The 18,918-nt window shown below is 51.5% G+C and carries 16 protein-coding genes and 1 riboswitch; of the genes, 3 read left to right on the top strand and 13 right to left on the bottom strand.

The window, feature by feature from the left end:
- Positions 1–328: 328 nt before the first annotated feature.
- A complete protein-coding gene (murI, locus tag KE671_RS21195; RefSeq protein WP_206164620.1) occupies positions 329–1,180 on the bottom strand; it encodes a glutamate racemase in 852 nt (283 codons plus the stop codon).
- Positions 1,125–2,963 carry a TonB-dependent vitamin B12 receptor BtuB gene (gene btuB, locus KE671_RS21190; RefSeq protein WP_206164619.1) on the bottom strand — a complete coding sequence of 613 codons (1,839 nt, stop codon included), beginning with the start codon at positions 2,961–2,963 and terminating at the stop codon, positions 1,125–1,127. Before btuB ends, murI begins: the two co-directional genes overlap by 56 nt.
- A gap of 65 nt (positions 2,964–3,028) precedes the next feature.
- A riboswitch (cobalamin riboswitch) is annotated at positions 3,029–3,222 on the bottom strand.
- Positions 3,223–3,336: 114 nt separating this feature from the next.
- On the opposite strand from btuB, the gene trmA reads away from it, so the two are divergent.
- A complete protein-coding gene (trmA, locus tag KE671_RS21185; protein ID WP_206164618.1) occupies positions 3,337–4,437 on the top strand; it encodes a tRNA (uridine(54)-C5)-methyltransferase TrmA in 1,101 nt (366 codons plus the stop codon).
- Positions 4,438–4,486: 49 nt separating this feature from the next.
- Here trmA and KE671_RS21180 read toward each other — a convergent pair whose 3' ends face one another.
- Complete coding sequence (locus KE671_RS21180) at positions 4,487–4,846, bottom strand: YijD family membrane protein (RefSeq protein ID WP_206164617.1); 360 nt, start codon at positions 4,844–4,846, stop codon at positions 4,487–4,489.
- Complete coding sequence (fabR, locus tag KE671_RS21175; RefSeq protein WP_043001797.1) at positions 4,846–5,496, bottom strand: HTH-type transcriptional repressor FabR; 651 nt, start codon at positions 5,494–5,496, stop codon at positions 4,846–4,848. The genes KE671_RS21180 and fabR overlap by 1 nt, the downstream gene beginning before the upstream one ends.
- Positions 5,497–5,694: 198 nt before the next feature.
- On the opposite strand from fabR, the gene sthA reads away from it, so the two are divergent.
- On the top strand, positions 5,695–7,095 hold the full coding sequence (gene sthA, locus KE671_RS21170) for a Si-specific NAD(P)(+) transhydrogenase (RefSeq protein WP_042325654.1): 1,401 nt from the start codon (positions 5,695–5,697) through the stop codon (positions 7,093–7,095).
- Here sthA and oxyR read toward each other — a convergent pair.
- From oxyR to KE671_RS21130, 8 genes are all read right to left on the bottom strand, one after another.
- Entirely contained in the window at positions 7,078–7,995 is a 918-nt protein-coding gene (gene oxyR / locus KE671_RS21165; protein WP_042998960.1) for a DNA-binding transcriptional regulator OxyR, read from the bottom strand. The two genes, sthA and oxyR, sit on opposite strands and share 18 nt — an antisense overlap.
- A 265-nt stretch (positions 7,996–8,260) precedes the next feature.
- Positions 8,261–9,745, bottom strand: a complete 1,485-nt coding sequence (locus KE671_RS21160) for an FGGY-family carbohydrate kinase (RefSeq protein ID WP_206164616.1) — start codon at positions 9,743–9,745, stop codon at positions 8,261–8,263.
- 10 nt (positions 9,746–9,755) lie between these two features.
- Positions 9,756–10,637, bottom strand: coding sequence for an L-ribulose-5-phosphate 3-epimerase (locus KE671_RS21155; RefSeq protein ID WP_206164615.1), 882 nt, complete (start codon positions 10,635–10,637; stop codon positions 9,756–9,758).
- On the bottom strand, positions 10,637–11,683 hold the full coding sequence (locus KE671_RS21150; protein WP_206164614.1) for an ABC transporter permease: 1,047 nt from the start codon (positions 11,681–11,683) through the stop codon (positions 10,637–10,639). The genes KE671_RS21155 and KE671_RS21150 overlap by 1 nt, the downstream gene beginning before the upstream one ends.
- Before the next feature lie 13 nt (positions 11,684–11,696).
- Entirely contained in the window at positions 11,697–12,689 is a 993-nt protein-coding gene (locus KE671_RS21145; RefSeq protein ID WP_206164613.1) for an ABC transporter permease, read from the bottom strand.
- Positions 12,682–14,196, bottom strand: coding sequence for a sugar ABC transporter ATP-binding protein (locus KE671_RS21140; protein WP_206164612.1), 1,515 nt, complete (start codon positions 14,194–14,196; stop codon positions 12,682–12,684). The genes KE671_RS21145 and KE671_RS21140 overlap by 8 nt, the downstream gene beginning before the upstream one ends.
- A gap of 62 nt (positions 14,197–14,258) precedes the next feature.
- Positions 14,259–15,263: a substrate-binding domain-containing protein gene (locus tag KE671_RS21135; RefSeq protein WP_206164611.1), complete on the bottom strand. Its 1,005-nt coding sequence runs from the start codon at positions 15,261–15,263 to the stop codon at positions 14,259–14,261.
- A gap of 142 nt (positions 15,264–15,405) precedes the next feature.
- Positions 15,406–16,218: a DeoR/GlpR family DNA-binding transcription regulator gene (locus tag KE671_RS21130; RefSeq protein ID WP_206164610.1), complete on the bottom strand. Its 813-nt coding sequence runs from the start codon at positions 16,216–16,218 to the stop codon at positions 15,406–15,408.
- Positions 16,219–16,663: 445 nt separating this feature from the next.
- Between KE671_RS21130 and araD the strand changes: the two genes are divergently transcribed.
- Positions 16,664–17,356 carry an L-ribulose-5-phosphate 4-epimerase gene (gene araD, locus KE671_RS21125; protein WP_206164609.1) on the top strand — a complete coding sequence of 231 codons (693 nt, stop codon included), beginning with the start codon at positions 16,664–16,666 and terminating at the stop codon, positions 17,354–17,356.
- A gap of 114 nt (positions 17,357–17,470) precedes the next feature.
- Here araD and argH read toward each other — a convergent pair whose 3' ends face one another.
- The gene (gene argH, locus KE671_RS21120; RefSeq protein WP_206164608.1) at positions 17,471–18,844 is read right to left on the bottom strand and encodes an argininosuccinate lyase; all 1,374 of its coding nucleotides are present in this window, start codon (positions 18,842–18,844) and stop codon (positions 17,471–17,473) included.
- Between the last annotated feature and the right edge of the window lie 74 nt (positions 18,845–18,918).

Below are 18,918 nucleotides of genomic sequence, written 5' to 3'. Positions count from 1 at the left end.
TTGAGACTTGGTATTCATTTTTCGTCTTGCGACGTTAAGAATCCATGTCACTTTGAGTGCCCACACAGATTGTCTGATAAATTGTTAAAGAGCAGTTGCGACGCGCTTTAGCGCTCTGTCGCGAGGTCCCGTATATTACGTTTTCCTCTTTATTTTGCTTTTCTCTGTGGGTGTTCATCACTGGTTTTCACCGGAGAACCCCGCTGACCCGGCGGCTTGCGTGCCGTTGTTCCGTGTCAGTGGAGGCGCATTATAGGGAGTTATTTCGGGCTGACAAGGGGAAATTTAAAATAATTTTCCGAGTGCGTAATATTTATCCAAAACAGGTTTAAACCGTCAGTTTTTCGAGCGATTCAAAGCCGTAACGCTGCAAAACGGGTAATAATTGCTCAGTTTCCGGCGTCATCGCCATGCAATAGGCAATATTGGCATCTGCTGATTTCGCATCCGGCGCTTCATGTTCCAGTAACCAGGCGGTGCGACGCGCAATGGCCGCTCCGGAATCTACCAGTCGCGTCCCTTCAGGCAGAACCTGTAAGAGTTCTTCCTGTAACAGAGGGAAATGGGTGCAGCCGAGTACCACCGTATCAGGGGGTTCCGGCATCCGCAGCCACGGACGCAGGATCCGTTGCAGCTCTTCCAGCGGCACCGGCTCGCCGTGCAGTTTCGCTTCCGCCAGTTCCACCAGTTCCGCAGATCCCAACATAGCGATCTGGCATTCATTCGCAAAGCGCGCAATCAACTCATGCGTATAAGGACGTTTCACCGTCCCACGTGTTGCCAGTAACCCGACAATACCATTCGCCGTCAGACGCGCCGCCGGTTTGATTGCTGGCACTACGCCCACAACGGGAAAGGCGAACTTCTCACGCAAGGCTGGAAGGGAGACCGTACTGGCCGTGTTACAGGCGATAACCGCCAGGGAGAGAGGATAATGCTGCTGTACCGCCGTCACGATCTCAACAACGCGCTCAACGATAAATGCCTCACTTTTTTCCCCGTAAGGAAAAGCCACGTTATCGAAAGCATAGATATAGTGGAGATCCGGCAGGAGATGCCGAATCTCATCATAGACCGACAACCCACCAACACCGGAATCAAATACCAGCACGGTGGGGCGTGGATCAGAAGGTGTAGCTGCCAGACAAGGTGTATTCCCGTCCTGCAGTTTGGTAGCCATAAACTGTCTCGTAATCTTTGTCGAACAGGTTGGCTATTTTACCACGAACTGTGAGATGTGAGGTGACTGGATATGAAAGTCCGATGTCCCATACGCTCAGCCCGCCCATTTTTACCTTACGGGCATTGTCGTAGTCGTAATCATAACGCTCGCCAATATACTGATAGGTCACATCCCAGCCCAGATCGTAGACCTGTCCGCTCAGCTCATACTTCACCTGCTGTTTAGCGCGGCGGTATAGCTGCTGATCGGTTTCATCATCACGCGGATCAACATACTGCAACGTTAAGCGATGATCGACCGGCCCGGTCGTCAGGTTCCCCGTCCATTCCAGCCCTTTGATGGTCGCGGAATTGACGTTGAAGTAGGTATTGTTGTTGTAGTCGATCAGATTCTGAATTTTGTAGCGATAGGTCGACAGGCGCCAGTCAAGCGGACCTGTTAGCCCTTCCAGCCCGGCTTCCCACTGCTTCGACTCTTCCGGCTTCAGATTAGGGTTAGAGGCAATGCCAAAACGCTCCGCACCAAACTGCTGCCCCAATGAAGGCGCAAGGAAGCCAGTGCCGTAAGAGAGCGTTACTTTATAGTCATCAACAAACTGCCAGCCCGCCGCCGTTTGCCAGGTGCCATGCCAGCCAAACTGGTCGTCATGGTCTTCACGACCAGATGCTTCCAGGGTCACGCTATCAACCTGCTGTTGCCCGGTGAGATAGAGCCCCGTGTTATCACGTTTATAGTTGTCTGTCCCATACTCGCCAAAGGACATCAGCTTTTCTTGCTTCCAGTCGGCACCGGCACTGACAGCGCCGTGTCCGACAACAACGTTGTTGCCCCACTGGACGTAGCGCTGTTCCATATCATCAAGGCTATAACCGGTCGCATAGCGCCCGTTCAGGCTGCTGTAGTTATAGTCCTTAATACGCTGGTAATTGGCGACCAGTTGCGAAGAGTAGATACCGGAATTGAAGCGCAGCCCTGTATCCCACGACTGGGTGTAATTCTGATGCTCGTCGTTTCCGCCGTCATAACCCCAGTTCCCCTGGTCATAATCGGCATTACTGGCATAGCCGTAGCCACGAAAGTAACCATCGAATTGATCGTTAAATTTGTGCTCAACGCCTCCCCAGAACAGCTTATTACGATAGCCATCGCGATCGCTATCGCCGCTGTAGCTGGAGCGCGGCTGAACGTCGAAGCCTTTGGTGGTCTGATAAGACCCGGCCGCGGTTACCACGGTATCGCCAAAACGTTGGCGGTAAGTGCCGTCATATTGCTGATAACCTTTTGACCCCACGCCCGCATTGATCTGCGAGCGCTCCTCACCCGTCATGGTGATGATGTTCACCACGCCGCCAATCGCACCGGAACCATAAATCGCTGAACGCGGGCCGCGGATATATTCGATGCGCTGCACCAGCGAAACAGGGATCTGATCAATATCGGAGTTATTCGAAATGCCCGGACGGGCGACCGGAATACCGTCCACTAACACCAGCACGTGTTTCGCTTCAGTCCCTCGCACAAACAGAGAAGAACTTTGCCCCATGCCGCCATTCTGAGCGACATCCACGCCAGGCAGACGGCGCATGACATCCAGAACGGTTCGGGACTGCCAGCGTTCGATATCCTCACGGGTAACGATATCTGTAGGAGCCAGAACGGTATTAACAGGTTGTTGAAAACGATTTGCTGTCACGACAAGCGTGTCAGGGGTGGCATCCTGTGCCCAACCCGAAAAGGCCGTGACGGAGAGCGCCGTCAACAGCGATGTTTTTTTAATCATTGTAAAGCATCCACAATATAAGAAGGATGCCGCAGGTCCCACCGATAGTACGCGATGATGAAAACCAGTTGCGACGTAAGCCGGCAGGTCTTCGGGCTTGGAAGGTTATCCCCGTCAGAGATAATAGAAATGAAGACTTCCCACCCGAGGGCAGTGTCTGCTTACGCTCTCATTTCACCTTTCCTTACCGCTGCGCGTCAGCTCCAGATTTACACTGGATTCCCTATTAACTCACAGGACCGGCACACGGATGCTACAGTTTGTAACATCTTACTGTCCAGCGCGTTTGTTAAATATTGGAAGTCATCAATGTCTGGACATCTGTTGTGCAATCCCTACAATCCCCGCGTACTTATATTTTTCAGGATACATCATGACCCCCGAACACCTTCCGACAGAACAGTATGACGCGCAGCTCGCCGAGAAAGTCGTGCGCTTGCAGAGTATGATGGCGCCCTTTTCTGACCTGGTTCCGGAAGTGTTTCGCTCGCCGGTCAGCCACTACCGCATGCGTGCGGAGTTCCGCATCTGGCACGACGGCGACGACCTGTATCACATCATTTTTGATCAGCAGAGCAAAAGCCGGATCCGCGTCGACAGCTTCCCGGCGGCGAGTGAACTGATCAATCAGTTAATGACCGCGATGATCGCTGGCGTACGCGACAATCACGTACTGCGCCATAAGCTGTTCCAGATTGATTACCTCACCACCATGAGCAATCAGGCGGTGGTTTCGCTGCTGTATCATAAAAAGCTGGACGACGAGTGGCGTGAAGCCGCCGACGCGTTGCGCGAAGCTCTGCGTGCGCAGAACCTGAATGTGCATCTGATTGGCCGCGCGACGAAAACCAAAATCGCGCTGGACCAGGATTACATCGACGAACGTTTGCCGGTTGCGGGCAAAGAGATGATCTACCGCCAGGTCGAAAACAGTTTTACACAGCCCAATGCGGCAATGAACATTCAGATGCTGGAGTGGGCGCTGGATGTCACCCGCGCATCGAAAGGCGACCTGCTTGAACTGTACTGCGGAAATGGCAACTTTTCACTCGCGCTGGCGCGTAACTTTGATCGCGTCCTGGCGACTGAAATTGCCAAGCCGTCCGTTGCCGCCGCGCAGTACAACATTGCGGCGAACCAGATTGATAATGTGCAGATTATCCGCATGGCAGCAGAAGAGTTTACTCAGGCGATGAACGGCGTGCGCGAGTTTAACCGCCTGCAAGGCATCGATCTGAAAAGCTATCAGTGCGAAACGATTTTTGTCGATCCGCCCCGTAGCGGCCTGGACAGCGAAACCGAGAAGATGGTGCAGGCGTATCCGCGTATTCTGTACATCTCCTGCAACCCGGAGACGCTGTGTAAGAATCTGCAAACACTGTGCCAGACGCACAAGGTGTCACGTCTGGCGCTGTTTGATCAGTTCCCGTATACGCACCACATGGAGTGCGGGGTGTTGTTGACGGAGAAGTGATTTCCAGTACCGGATGATGACGCGCCGCGTCTCATCCGGTCCGCCGCGCTTATTCCGACACTTCCTGCTTGCGATTACGCATTTTCACGCCAATCCAGAAGACCAGAATGACCGACAGTACCGCCGGGAAGAAGTTGGAACCGATAGCCGGATACTCCGCGCGCACCACGGTACTATAAAGCAGAACGCCGAGGATAAAGCAGGCGGCAGACAGGCCCGGTAACCCCACAGGCATGGTGCGATTCTGATAACGTTGATGCAGACAGTACACCGTCAGCACCAGCGAGATAATCGGGAATACAGAGAACGGCACGATGGAGCTAAACAGCGCCGCGAATGTGCCATTGATCGACAAGCCAGCGACCAGCGCCAGCAGCAGCGTACCTTTATCCTGAACTGACTGTTTCATTACTCTTCCTTCACGTTACCCGGAATGAGGGGCATCTTCTCTTGTTCACGGCGATACCAGTAATACGCGCCTTTCGAAATCATGCGCAGTTGCAGTACCAGTCGCTCTTCTAACTGTCGGCGCTGTTCTGCGCCCACGTCCAGCGCCTCGGCGCCTGCGCTGAAGACAATCGTTACCATCGCTTCTGCCTGTGCTTCAGTAAACGCGCGCGGCATATGGTTTTCGATTTCCAGATAGTCTGCAAGTTCCGCGATAAAGTGCTGAATTTCTCGCGCAACGGCAGCACGGAACGCCGCTGAGGTGCCAGAACGTTCACGCAATAATAAACGGAAGGCGTTGGGGTTGTTACCGATGAACTCCATAAATGTAGAGACCGAGGTCCGGATCACACTCCCGCCCTTGGCAATACGTTGACGAGCCTGGCGCATCAACTGACGCAGCATCAGGCCACTTTCATCGACCATGGTCAGGCCGAGCTCATCAACATCACGGAAATGACGATAAAAGGAGGTTGGCGCAATGCCCGCTTCACGTGCGACTTCACGCAAACTGAGACTGGCGAAGCTACGCTCCGCGCTCAATTGACTAAATGCGGCTTCAACCAGCGAACGCCGGGTTTTTTCTTTTTGCTGCGCTCTAACGCCCATCACGATGTCTGAATCCTTCCACATGTCTTGTCTGGCACTATACCAGAGTTCAAAGTTAATCTGCTTGTTCCGCTTTGTGAATGATTGTTTACGCGCAGTTTGTGCTTCAGCTTCGCAAAAAAGCACAACGATAATTGGGTTATCCCGGCAATGATGTTACTATTCTGTTGCTTTTATGTATAAGAACAGGTAAGCCTTACCATGCCACATTCCTACGATTACGATGCCATAGTAATAGGTTCCGGCCCCGGCGGCGAAGGCGCTGCAATGGGTCTGGTTAAGCAAGGAGCTCGCGTTGCCGTTATCGAGCGTTATCATAACGTTGGCGGCGGTTGCACCCACTGGGGCACCATCCCATCGAAAGCGCTCCGCCACGCAGTCAGTCGTATTATCGAATTCAATCAAAACCCCCTTTACAGCGATCATTCCCGCCTGCTTCGTTCCTCATTCGCCGATATTCTTAACCATGCCGACAACGTGATTAACCAGCAAACGCGAATGCGACAGGGTTTTTATGAGCGAAACCACTGCGAAATCTTGCAGGGCAACGCCCATTTTGTTGACGAACACACGCTGGCGCTGGAATGCCATGACGGTACGGTTGAAACCCTGACGGCAGAGAAATTTGTCATTGCCTGCGGATCGCGCCCTTATCATCCGGCAGACGTGGATTTCTCGCACCCGCGTATTTATGACAGCGATTCCATTCTCAGCCTGCACCATGAACCTCGCCACGTAATCATTTATGGCGCGGGGGTAATTGGCTGTGAATATGCGTCGATCTTCCGCGGAATGGAGGTCAAAGTTGATCTTATCAACACCCGCGACCGTCTGCTGGCGTTCCTCGACCAGGAGATGTCCGACTCCCTCTCTTACCACTTCTGGAACAGCGGCGTCGTCATTCGCCACAATGAAGAGTATGAGAAGATTGAAGGCTGCGACGACGGCGTGATCATGCACCTCAAGTCCGGTAAGAAACTAAAGGCCGATTGCCTGCTGTATGCCAATGGTCGTACCGGGAATACCGATTCCCTGGCGTTACAGAATATCGGTCTGGAAACCGACAGCCGTGGGCAGCTCAAGGTCAACAGCATGTACCAGACCGCACTGCCGCACGTTTACGCGGTAGGCGACGTGATTGGTTATCCGAGCCTGGCATCCGCTGCATACGACCAGGGACGCATTGCCGCTCAGGCGTTAGTGAAAGGCGAAGCGAACGCGCACCTGATTGAAGATATCCCCACCGGCATTTACACCATTCCGGAGATCAGTTCCGTTGGCAAAACTGAACAGCAGCTGACTGCAATGAAAGTGCCTTACGAAGTGGGACGTGCCCAGTTTAAACATCTGGCGCGCGCGCAAATCGTTGGCATGAACGTGGGCACGCTGAAGATTTTATTCCATCGGGAAACGAAAGAGATTCTGGGAATTCACTGCTTTGGCGAGCGCGCAGCCGAGATTATTCATATCGGTCAGGCAATCATGGAGCAAAAAGGTGGCGGTAACACAATCGAGTACTTCGTTAACACCACCTTTAACTACCCGACCATGGCGGAAGCCTACCGGGTAGCGGCATTAAATGGCTTAAACCGCCTTTTTTAACGCCTTGTCGAAATGGCCATCCATCGCACCACGGATGGCCTCTGCCAGTTGCTCATAGCGACTGCGCAGCGGTGAGCCCGGGCGATAAACCAGTCCCACCGTACGACGCGGCTCAGGCTTAATACAGGGCAGATACACCACGCCATCACGTTTGCGTTCTTGCGGAACCGCCAGCGCGGGCAACAGGGTAATACCGCTTCCTGCCGCCACCATGTTACGCAGCGTTTCCAGACTGGTCGCGCGGAAGTGGGTGTCTTCGTCAGCCCCGGCTTCAAAACAAAATCCCATCGCCTGATCGCGCAGGCAGTGACCGTCTTCCAGCATCAGCAGTTTTTCACCGGCCAGATCGGACATCGGTACGCATTCGCGATTTGCCCACGGGTGATCTTCATAAATCGCCAGCAGCATCGGTTCGTCGAACAGCGGCACTTCAATAAAGGCCTCACTCTCTTTTACCAGTGCCAGGATCACGCAATCAAGTTTGCCGCTATCCAGTTGCGCCAGCAACTGATGGGTCTGCGCTTCATGCAAATACATTTCCAGCTTCGGGAACGTCTGATGCAGCATCGGGATAATATGCGGCAACAGGTAAGGTCCCACGGTAGGGATCAAACCAATGTGCAGTGGGCCTGACATGGTCTCGCCCTGTTGGCTTGCCATCTCCTTGAGCACTTTGACCTCACGCAGCACGGTGCGTGCCTGATCCACCAGCAGTAAACCCGCCTGGGTGAACAGCACTTTACGACTCGTACGCTCCAGCAGCATCACGCCCAGCTCATCTTCCAGCTTACGGATTTGCCCGCTCAGCGTTGGCTGGCTGACATGACAGGAGTCCGCCGCGCGCCGGAAGTGGCGATGTTCGGCTAATGCCACCAGGTATTCAAGATCACGAATATTCATTATTCATCCTCCATCGCCACGATAGTTCATGGCGATAGGTAGCATAGCAACGAACGATTATCCCTATCAAGCTTTCTGTCTGATAATCCATCACAGAAACGGAGCGGTCTCGTTTAACCCTTGAAGCCACTGCCCGTTCTGAGAGTCTCTCTCATACCCAAATAACTAAAGCCAACGTGAACTTTTGCGGACCCCGTGGTCCGCATTTTTTTTGCACAAAAAAGCCTGGCTTTACGCCAGGCGATGATGAATCAGGTACACCATTTTACTCGCAATCAATAGAACTCAGGGCTTCAGCCACACGCTTGAATCGTTCGAACCGACGGCGTAACAGTTGATGCTTCTCTGCGTCAGGCTCCAGACGAATCACTGGCGGCTGGGTCGCATTTATCGCCTGCTCAAAGCCGGTATAATCCCCTGCGCCTACCGTTGCACACATCGCCGCCGCCCGGCAGCCAGACTGCGCCACGTCCACAATCTCAAGCGGGAGATTACTGGCATCGCAAAACATCTGCATCCAGATGCGAGAATGCGTGGGCCCGCCGGTAAAACGAATGGTCTGAGTTCCTTCGCTAAGTTGCAGCAACTTGTCCTGATGCAATAAATGTGAAAACACGATCCCCTGATAAATTGCGAAAACCATGTCCTCTGCGCTGTGATGCCCTTCCAACCCAAAGAACCCGCCGTGTAATGAATCACAATAATTCGAGCCATATAGCCAGGGGAAAAATAGAATGCTGTCGGATTTCTCATACCCACGCGCCACCCAGTGGTTGAGTGTGTCATGATCATCCTGTAAGTCCGGGAAAAAGTGCTGAATAAACCAGGTCAGATTACTGGCAGAGGTAGGACTACCTTCATGAGCGAAATAGTGTCCCGGAATACTGAATTTTCCCCATACATACGGATAGTTGGCCGGGATAATGTCATCAAAAACACGGGTGGCAATCGACCACGTCCCGGCGACGGCACTTAACTGTGTACTGTCATAGACGCCAGAAGTGATGGCGGCGCCAACCACATCAAACACCCCGCCAAAGACCGGCGTTCCTGTTTTCAATCCACATAACGCAGCCGCCTCTGGCGTGAGCGCCCCCGCCTGCTCTGCCGAGCCAATCACCTTCGGCAGGCATTCCATCATCTCTTCTATGCCGAACAGGGCAAACAGCGTTGGGTCGAAAGCGTTGTGCTGCAAATTAAATAACTGACTGCCCGAAATGTTGGTCTCTTCGCAGGTGAACGCCCCCGTCAGACGATAACGGATGTAATCGTGGGCCATCAATACGTAGCCCGTACGTGCGTAGTTCTCCGGTTCGTGCTGTTTCAACCACCTCAGCAACGCCGCCGGATGTGACGGCCACAACTGCTGAAAACTAAGCGGATACGCCAGTCGATCGATATCCTGCGCTTTCCAGGCAGCAACCAAAGATTGTGCCCGCGAATCCGAAGAGACAATTCCGTTGCGTACCGGCTTTCCTGATTTATCCACCAGGTAAAGGCCTTTGCCATGTGAAGAAAAACCAATCCCGTGAATCTGTTCCGCCGACAGGTGACTTTCAGCCAATGCACGCCGGATCACCTCACAGGTTGCCCGCCAAAGGTCTTCCATGTCGCGCTCGCAAAATCCCGGCTGTGGACTGAGTAACGGTAAGGTCTGCGCAGCCACCGCGATTTCCTGACCCTCGGCAGTATAGATACCCGCCTTGGTAACGGTGCCGCCCAAATCAATGCCCATAAAGTGATGGCTCATTGTCTTCTCTCTATCCTGTGATAAGCGACCGATCGTCATACCATCCCGCCGCCTGCATCTTATTTTCAATCCACTGGCGCGCGTGAATAATTTCCAGTAACGGTTCGGTAGATTTTTCTGTCCACATTTCAATCAGGAACGTGCCACGGTAATTCAGTCGGCGTAATATTCTGAATAACTTCACGAAGTCCACACAGCCCTCACCAAAGGGGACATCGCGGAATTGACCGGGAGACTCGGGCGTCACCGGAAACGTATCTTTAAGATGGATAGCCGCAATCCGGTCAATGCCTTTCGCCAGCTCACTCTCCAGTTCATTACCCCATGCGGTGAGATTGCCAACGTCCGGATACACGGTAAACCACGGAGAATTGATTTTTGCATCCAGCACTTTCCATTTACTGATGGAATTGATAAAGGGCGTATCCATAATTTCCACCGCACACATCACTTGCGCAGCCGCAGCCTGCTCTGCCACCCAGCCCATCGCCGCTTCAAATAAGGCGATGGTATCGTCATTCTGCGGTTCATAGTAAACGTCGTATCCGGCAAGCTGGATAGTTCGAATTCCCAGGTCCTGCGCCAGCCTCAATGCTTTTTGCATGATCGCCCGCGCTTGCTGGCGAATATCGCTATCGTGGCTGCCGAACGGGAATCGACGATGAGCGGATAAACACAACGTCGGAATACGTACCCCTGTTTTTTGAATCGCGCTGATGATCTCCATGCGTTCGTCAAGCGACCAGTCCAGACGGGCCAGACGCTCCTCACTTTCATCCACTGACATCTCAACAAAATCGAAACCGCATGATTTCGCCAGTGCCAGTTTTTCTACCCAACTGGTGTTCCTGGGGAGCGCCTTTTCATAAATACCTAATGGATGGCTACGCATTATCTTCCCTCGCGAGTGGCCAGTTGTTGTTGAAAGGCTTTCCGGCTGTTATTCATGGCACGTCGCGCCTGCCATTTCTGTTTAAAGAATTTGAATGCCAGGGCGGCGATCAATGTCATCCCCCAAACGGCCAGATTGAAATGCAGACTGAGTCCAGACAGGCTTAATCCGGTGGCGATCACCTGGAGCACCAACAGTGCGCAAAAGACATGACCGACTTTTCCGACGCCACCGAACGGATCGGTGCCGCCCAGTACAATCGCCAGCACGGTCAGTAAGAGATAAGAATCACCATAACCCATACGCGCAGAGTTAAAGCGGGCCAGCATAATGAGCCCGGCCAGTACGCAAAGCAAACTGGAGAGGGCATAAATCGCAATCAGTACCCGGTCAGTCCGAATACCGCTAAACCAGGTCGCATTGATATTGCTGCCGCACATGTAGATCACTTTCCCGGTGCGGGTTTTTCCGAGGAACAGCGCCAGCATGATCGTCGTGACGATAAAGATCACCATAGGCACCGGAATGCCATAAATCACTTGCGATCCAATACTGCGGACAATAGGCGGCATTCCACTGAGCGCAGCCCCCTTCGTGAGATAAATCCCGATACCGCTGATGATTGTCATGCTGCCCAGCGTAACCAAAATCGGGTGAGCCCCGACCCGCGAAATAATCAACCCCGTCATGGCACCAATGGCGATGGCAATCATCATCGCTCCCAGTAACGCCAGAAAAAGCCACCCTAGCTGCGAGGCCGCAGAGGCGTCCGCCGGTACAAACTGGATTAACAGCCAGGCCATAAACAGACTGGTCAGATTCGCGGTACCGATAATGGCCAGATTCAACCCGCCGCTCAACATGGGAACAAACATCGCGAAGGTGAGCAGCCCGAGTTCCGGTAACTGGAAGGCAATACTCAGAAACGTATTATCGGTAAAAAACCGTCCGGGCATCGCCAGACTGAATGCCACCACCGACAGAAAACAGATCGCCAATAAACCGGAGCTGGTGCCATCGATGGGTAAAAATACCGTTTTTTTCATTTCAAGCCCCCTGTCAGACGAAACCAACGTCCGTTTCTTTACGTTTTTTGTAATGGGTGACGCAGATCGCCGAGACAATGACCACCCCAATGACGATATTGACGAAGTAGCTGGACACACCGATCAGATTGAGACCATTTTTGAGAATACCGATAAGGAACACCCCCATCAGCGTGCCAATCACTGAACCGCGCCCACCGGATAAGCTCGCGCCACCCAGCACCGCCGCCGCCAGAACATCCAACTCCCCTCCGACTAACGCATTGGGAACGACCTCGCTCATACGATACGCCTGAAGCATTCCACCAATCGCCGCCGCCGCACCAAGATAGCCATAGGCGAACAAATAAATCAGTGAGACCCGGATACCGATTCGCCGCGCTGACTCCGTACTGCCCCCCACGGCATAAAGCTGGCGTCCAATATGCGTTTTATTCATGACTATCCAGGTGACGCAGGCCATGCCCAACATGACCGCCAGCGGCAATCCAATCTGATATGTTTCCTCTTCAAACCCAAAGCTAACAAGGGATCGCTGCGTCACCCACCAGTCGGGTAAGTCGTAAATGCTGTGGCCGTTCGTCAGCCACATCAACATGCCGAACAGCAGTGACTGCATACTGATCGTGATAATGATGGAAACTACATTGAGGTAATAAATGAGCACAGCGTTAATCAGACCGAATATCACGCCCAGCGCGATCGCCAGCCCAAGACATAACAAGGGGTTGGCAATCATTCCATTGAGCAGCAACGACGCCACTACGTACTGCACGACGGAAGCGACGGCGGCAAATGAAATATCAATGCCGCCGGTCACCAGGACGACAAACAAGCCGAGAGCAAAAATGCCCGTGACGGCATAGCTTTCGGTCAAATCCAGCAGATTCTGAATCGACAGGAACTCATCGCTCATCAGAGAAAAAAACACCAGCATCAGAACAATGACCCACCCCAGCCAACCTTCAACCGAACGTGGAAACCGGAGTTGCAATCTACTAGCCATTAATCACCTCCGCGAGTTGCTGTTCGGTATAACCAGAAGGCAGCAGTTCATTAATAATCCTTCCACGCTGCATATGAAAAATACGATCGCAGTTGTAATACGCTTCTGACGCTTCATCGGTAATCAGCAATACAGAAATACCCACACCGGAAAGTCGATGAATAAGCTGATAAATGCTGTCTTTGGCGCCAATGTCTACACCCACGGTTGGCGCATCGAGAATCAGGACTTTCGGACGCGTTAAAATCCATTTCGCCAACACCACCTTTTGCTGATTACCACCAGAAAGGGTAGACAGAGGGTTATCCGGATCGGTGACTTTAATATCCAGATCCTGAATCCACTCCTTAACAAGTGTCGCCTGACGCTTTTCATCAATGCACTGCCACGGTGTTTTTAACCGTTCGAGGATTGAGAGCACCATATTGTCACTGACCGACTGCGGCAAAACAGCGCCCAGTGTCAGACGATCTTCAGAGACATAGGCAATGCCCAGCTTTACGGCTTGCGTATTATCATCAATCACTACTTTTTTCCCCTCCAGATAAATATCACCGCTATCCGGATGGGTAATACCAAAAAGACTCAATGCCAGTTCAGTTCTCCCGGAACCTAATAAACCACATAATCCCAATACTTCGCCCTGATGAAGCTGGAAAGAAATATCGTCAAATTGTCCTTTCCGGCTTAAATGATTCAATTCAAGAACGACTTTTCCACCAATGCTATTCGGTAACTTTTTCTGATGAACGATGGTTTTGCCAGTCATCAGTTCTGTAATCCTCCCCGGCGACAGTAAATCTGCAGCCCAGGTACCGACAATCTCGCCGTCACGAATAACCGTAATTCGGTCGGAAATTTCTTTCACTTCATCCAGACGATGGCTGACAAAAACCACCGTAATATTTTTCTCGCGAAGATAATTCACCGTGCGTAAAAGCTGGTTAACTTCAGTGCGAGTCAGTGACGCTGTGGGTTCATCCATAATAACCAGCCGCGCTTCCGCAACCAGCGCACGGCAAATCGCCACCTGCTGGCGTTGGGCAATAGGCAAATGCTGAACCAGCGCATCCACATCAAGATTAAAATTCAATTCCTGGATTATTTTCTGCGATACCGCTTTCAGATAATATTTCCTGTGCCAACGCAAATAACCTTTCAGGTTGTATTCAAAGGCAATATTTTCCGCTACCGTCAGATTAGGGAATAAGGAGAGATCCTGGTAAATCACCTGAATGCCTAATTCGCGCGCTTTATCCGGTGAAAGTCTGGACCAGGATTTATCATCAATAATAATTTCGCTGCCGGTATCCGGGGTATACACACCGCTTAATGTTTTTATTAACGTACTTTTACCGCACCCATTCGCCCCCGCCAGGCAGTGGACTTCGCCTTTGTTTAACGTGAGATCAATATTTTTTAATGCCTGATGGCCGCCAAAGCTTTTAGTCAGTGATTTCAATGTCACTAACGGCTCACCCATCTTTCGCTCTGCACTATGAGGCATCTTGCTGCTCCTGAACGACTAAAGGATGACCGGGCCAGCGACGGCCCGGCGGTGCAAACACATTACAAACCTAATTTCACTAAACGCCGGGTGTTTTCAGGATCGAGTTTTTCCGGGTTATCGCTCAGAATAGTGTTATTCTGCACGCTAATTTCCCCCATATCGCCGAGTTTTACGCCATCTTTGATTGGTTCGCCGTTCATCATTGCTGTCGCAACCTGGACAAACACTTTACCTGCTGTCATCGGGTTAGAAATATAGCCGCCGTCAATGGCCCCTTTTTCCAGCAACTTAATTCCCTGACCTGGCGTGAACGTACCAAATACGCAAATTGCATCGTTTTTCTTGCGCTTATCAATTGCGCGGCCAGCGCCGATCGGGCCTTGAGAGCCAAACGACATAATGCCCTTGAGATCTTTATACTTGGACATCAGGTCGTTGGCAGTACGCATCGAGTCATCCACGGACTCCGCCACGCCAAAACGATCCTCCACCAGTGTCATTTTGGGGTAATGTTCTTTTTGATATGCAATCGCGGCGTCGGCCCAGTCATTGACCAGAGGAACGGTCAGGCTGCCTACAAACATGGCGTACTTACCTTCTTCTCCCATACATTTCGCCATATCTTTCATATGGTTGGCACCCATTGTTTGGGTATTCAACAGTTCAAAATCCCAGTCCGCGTTGGCCTGGTTCGGCGACTCATGAGTAATGACCTTGATACCTGCTTCCTGAGCGCGCTTGAGCACTGGTTCCAGCACTTTTGCATCATTTGGCACCACACCAATCACATCGACCTTTTTGGCAATTAAATCTTCAATGGCGCGGACCTGCTCAGCCGGATCCGCGGTGGTTGGCCCGACTTGCCAGGCATTCACGCCCAATGCTTTTCCTTCGTCCTTAATGCCTTGTTCCATTACGTTAAACCACGGAATGCCTCCAACTTTGACCACGACTCCCATCGTAAAAGGTTTGTTTGCTTTTTGGGGTGTGGCGGGTTGTTCCGCCCAGGCCACAGTGGACGTTAAAACAGCCGTAATCAGGCAGGGTAAGAGTAAGTTTTTCATCGCAATTTCCTTAAGAAATAGTGTTATATGTCAGGAAAGCCCGATAAAAATATCAGCCTGACCTTTTATTCATTTCGACTTTTCTCTGGCATTGGCTAAATAATCAGGAGGTGACCTCAATTATTTAGTAAACGATTTACATCTATGACTTATTAATTTCGACAACATTTAATTGTGGATGCAAACTTCGGTAGCGCTCGTCAGGGCAACTGTCGGTGACCATAATATCAATTTCGTCCAGCATACATATTTTACTAAAGGCAAACTGTTCGAACTTACTGGAGTCAACCATCAATATTTTTTTTGCCGAAACCTGGAGCATAACCTGCTTCAGTCTGGCATTTATTTCACTACCATCACGGATCCCATTTTCCAGATTCAGTCCCTGACAGGAAAAAAAGAAACTGTTAATCTGAAAGTTCCTGATGGCGCTCTCCGCAACGGGACCATGGAAATCGTCATGACGTTCAGAATATTCTCCACCTACGCCAATAATACGGACCTTATCCCGGCAAGCCAGCGCCTGAATAATACGAAGCGAATTGGTCACAACGGTAATATCAATATCCGGAATTTGTCGGGCCAGGAACCAACAGGTACTACTGTTATCCATTAAAATACAGTCGCCAGGATGAATAAACTGCAGTGCTGCTTTGGCGATTTTAGCTTTACTATCAGGATGTTCTTCTGTGCGCTTACGAAATGACTCTGCGCGATCGACACTGCTTACCTGCCAGGTATTATCGTCAAGCGCAACCGACGTAATATCCGGAACATCCAGAGAGACAGCGCCCCCAAAGCTGCGGGTCAGTTTCTTATTTTTTTCCAGTTTTGTCAGATCCCGACGAATCGTTTCCTGCGATACTTGACATAATTGCGACAGTTCCGTAACGCGCACTGCTCCTTGCTTCTGAACATGAGCACAAATCATTTTATAACGTTCTGCCTGCAGCATAATATCGACTCGCAACAACAGCTTTCATCATGACTATATAATCAGGCCTTTTACCGTGAATTAAAGTGAGTCGTGTCAAGGTTCGTTTTCCAGGAATAACACACAACCAGCGATGTGATACAACCCACTTAGCCTTATGCAACAAAAACAACAACAAGCAAAATAAAGCGATATAAATCACATATTACGCCTCTTTTGTTTTCATAATCCCACAACAAAGCCCCTCATCGGGCATTAACGGGCATACAGGCAAGTGTAATTTATGCCCGAATAGTTCCGAATTTGACCATTTTCGCTGTTTTATTCTCCTTTATCAACGGTCTGTATTTTACATCTTATTTATTCGGCGTAATTTAAATTACCATTACTTCGTTATAAACAAATTAATGAACGCGTACACCTCCGCTTTCTTTAAACATTAAAAAGGATAATTCAGGAGTACAGAATGAATACACTGAAACAAAATGTGCTTGACGCTAATTTATCCCTGCCAGTTCACCAACTGGTCACTTTTACCTGGGGTAATGTCAGCGGTATCGATCGTGAAAAAGGACTCATGGTTATCAAACCCTCGGGAGTCGACTATAACGACATGAGTCTGGATGATATGGTCGTCATTGATATACACAGCGGGAGAGTGGTTGAAGGAAATAAAAAACCCTCGTCTGATACGGATACTCACCTGGCGCTGTACCAGGCCTTTCCTGATATTGGCGGTATCGTTCATACCCATTCTCGCCACGCCACCATCTGGTCACAGGCGGGGAAAGATTTAATGCCGCTGGGGACCACCCACGCAGATTACTTTTATGGCGCCATTCCTTGTACGCGCCCCATGCGGGATGACGAAATCAACGGACGCTATGAATACGACACCGGCACGGTGATTATTGAAACTTTTCAACAACGAGGGATCTCTTCCCGTGATATTCCTGCGGTCCTGGTAAACAGTCACGGACCTTTTGCGTGGGGAACAGACCCGTCCAACGCCGTGCATAACGCGGTGGTGCTGGAAGAAATCGCCTATATGAATTTGTTCACACAGCAACTGGAACCCCAGCTCACCGCCATGCAGCAAACGCTGCTGGATAAGCATTTTTTAAGGAAACATGGCGCGACTGCCTATTACGGACAGTAAGACGTGGCTGGAGGCACAAAAAAGCCTGGCGTAGTACCAGGCTCTTAAATCCTGTTGCCGGATGACGGCTGATGCCTTAACCAGCCTACAGAACTGAATGAAACCGAATAATCGTCAGGCGAGACGCGCCTTCGCGTAGCTGATAGCTTGTGCGACCTGCTGAGGAGACACCCCGCCCTTCGCCGCACGTTTGTCCAGACACGATTGCAGAGAGAGGATTGGATACACGTCATCGCCGATAACGCCACTGAATTTCTGCAAGTCGGCGAGCGGCAGGTCTTCCAGTGGTTTCCCCTGACGAATCGCCTCAACGACCGTTTCACCCACAATATGGTGGGCTTCACGGAACGGGACGCCCTTCGCCACCAGATAATCCGCCAGTTCGGTGGCGTTTGCGTAACCCTGCTGCGCCGCTTCCTGACAACGCGGACGTTTCACCTGAATACCGTCCAGCACCAGCGCAGCCATATGCAGACAGTCCAGCCAGGTGTCGAGTGCGTCGAACAAGCCTTCTTTGTCTTCCTGCATATCTTTGTTATACGCCAGCGGCAGCCCCTTCAGCGTCATCATCATGCCGGTCAAGGCGCCCTGCACACGACCACATTTACCGCGAATCAACTCCAGCGCATCCGGGTTTTTCTTCTGCGGCATCAGGGAAGAGCCGGAGGTGACCCGATCGGAAAGCTCAACAAAGCCCGCTTCACCGGTGTTAAAGAAAATCAGATCTTCGGCAAAACGCGACAGATGCACCATGCCGATAGAGGCGTCGGACAGCAGTTCCAGCACGTGATCGCGATCGGAAACGCTATCCAGACTGTTACGTGTGGCCGAGGCAAAGCCCAGCCAGCTCGCCAGTTGTTCACGATCGATTTCATACGCGGTCCCGGCCAGGGCGCCACAGCCTAATGGGCTAACGTCCAGACGCGTTAACGCGTCCTGCAAGCGGCTTTCATCGCGCGCCAGCATTTCGACATAGGCCAGGCACCAGTGCGCAAACGTCACCGGCTGTGCGCGTTGCAGGTGGGTATATCCCGGCATTACCGCATCCTGGTTGTTATCCGCTGTCTCAACCAGCGCGCTTTGCAGTTGGCGATTAGCAGTAAGCAGTTCGGTCACCGTCTCTTTGCACCACAGTTTCAAATCGGTAGCAACCTGGTCATTACGGCTACGCCCGGTATGCAGTTTTTTACCCAACTGCCCGACTTTGTCGATCAGTTTGCCTTCAACCCAGCTGTGAATATCTTCCGCGTCGCTTTCAAGGATTTGCTGAGGATTCGCGCGCACCTCTTCCAGAAGAACATTGAGCGCCTCTTCGAGTTGACGCTGTTCGTCAGCGGTTAATACGCCAACGGTGACTAACGCTTTGGACCAGGCCACAGAGCCAATAATATCCTGCTCCGCCAGACGGTAATCAAAGCGCAACGAATCGTTGAACTGTTTGAACCGCTGATCTGCTGCCTGAGTAAAACGCCCACCCCAAAGTGCCATAACTTGCTTCCTTAATTTCTTGATTGCCGGATGGCGCTGCGCTAATCCGGCCTACAGGTTGTGTTTTCGTAGGC

This window comes from Citrobacter amalonaticus, assembly GCF_018252635.1.
GTDB classification, from domain to species: domain Bacteria; phylum Pseudomonadota; class Gammaproteobacteria; order Enterobacterales; family Enterobacteriaceae; genus Citrobacter_A; species Citrobacter_A amalonaticus_E.
The sequence above is the reverse complement of the archived record's forward strand: the minus strand, read 5'-3'. Positions and strand labels throughout refer to the sequence as shown.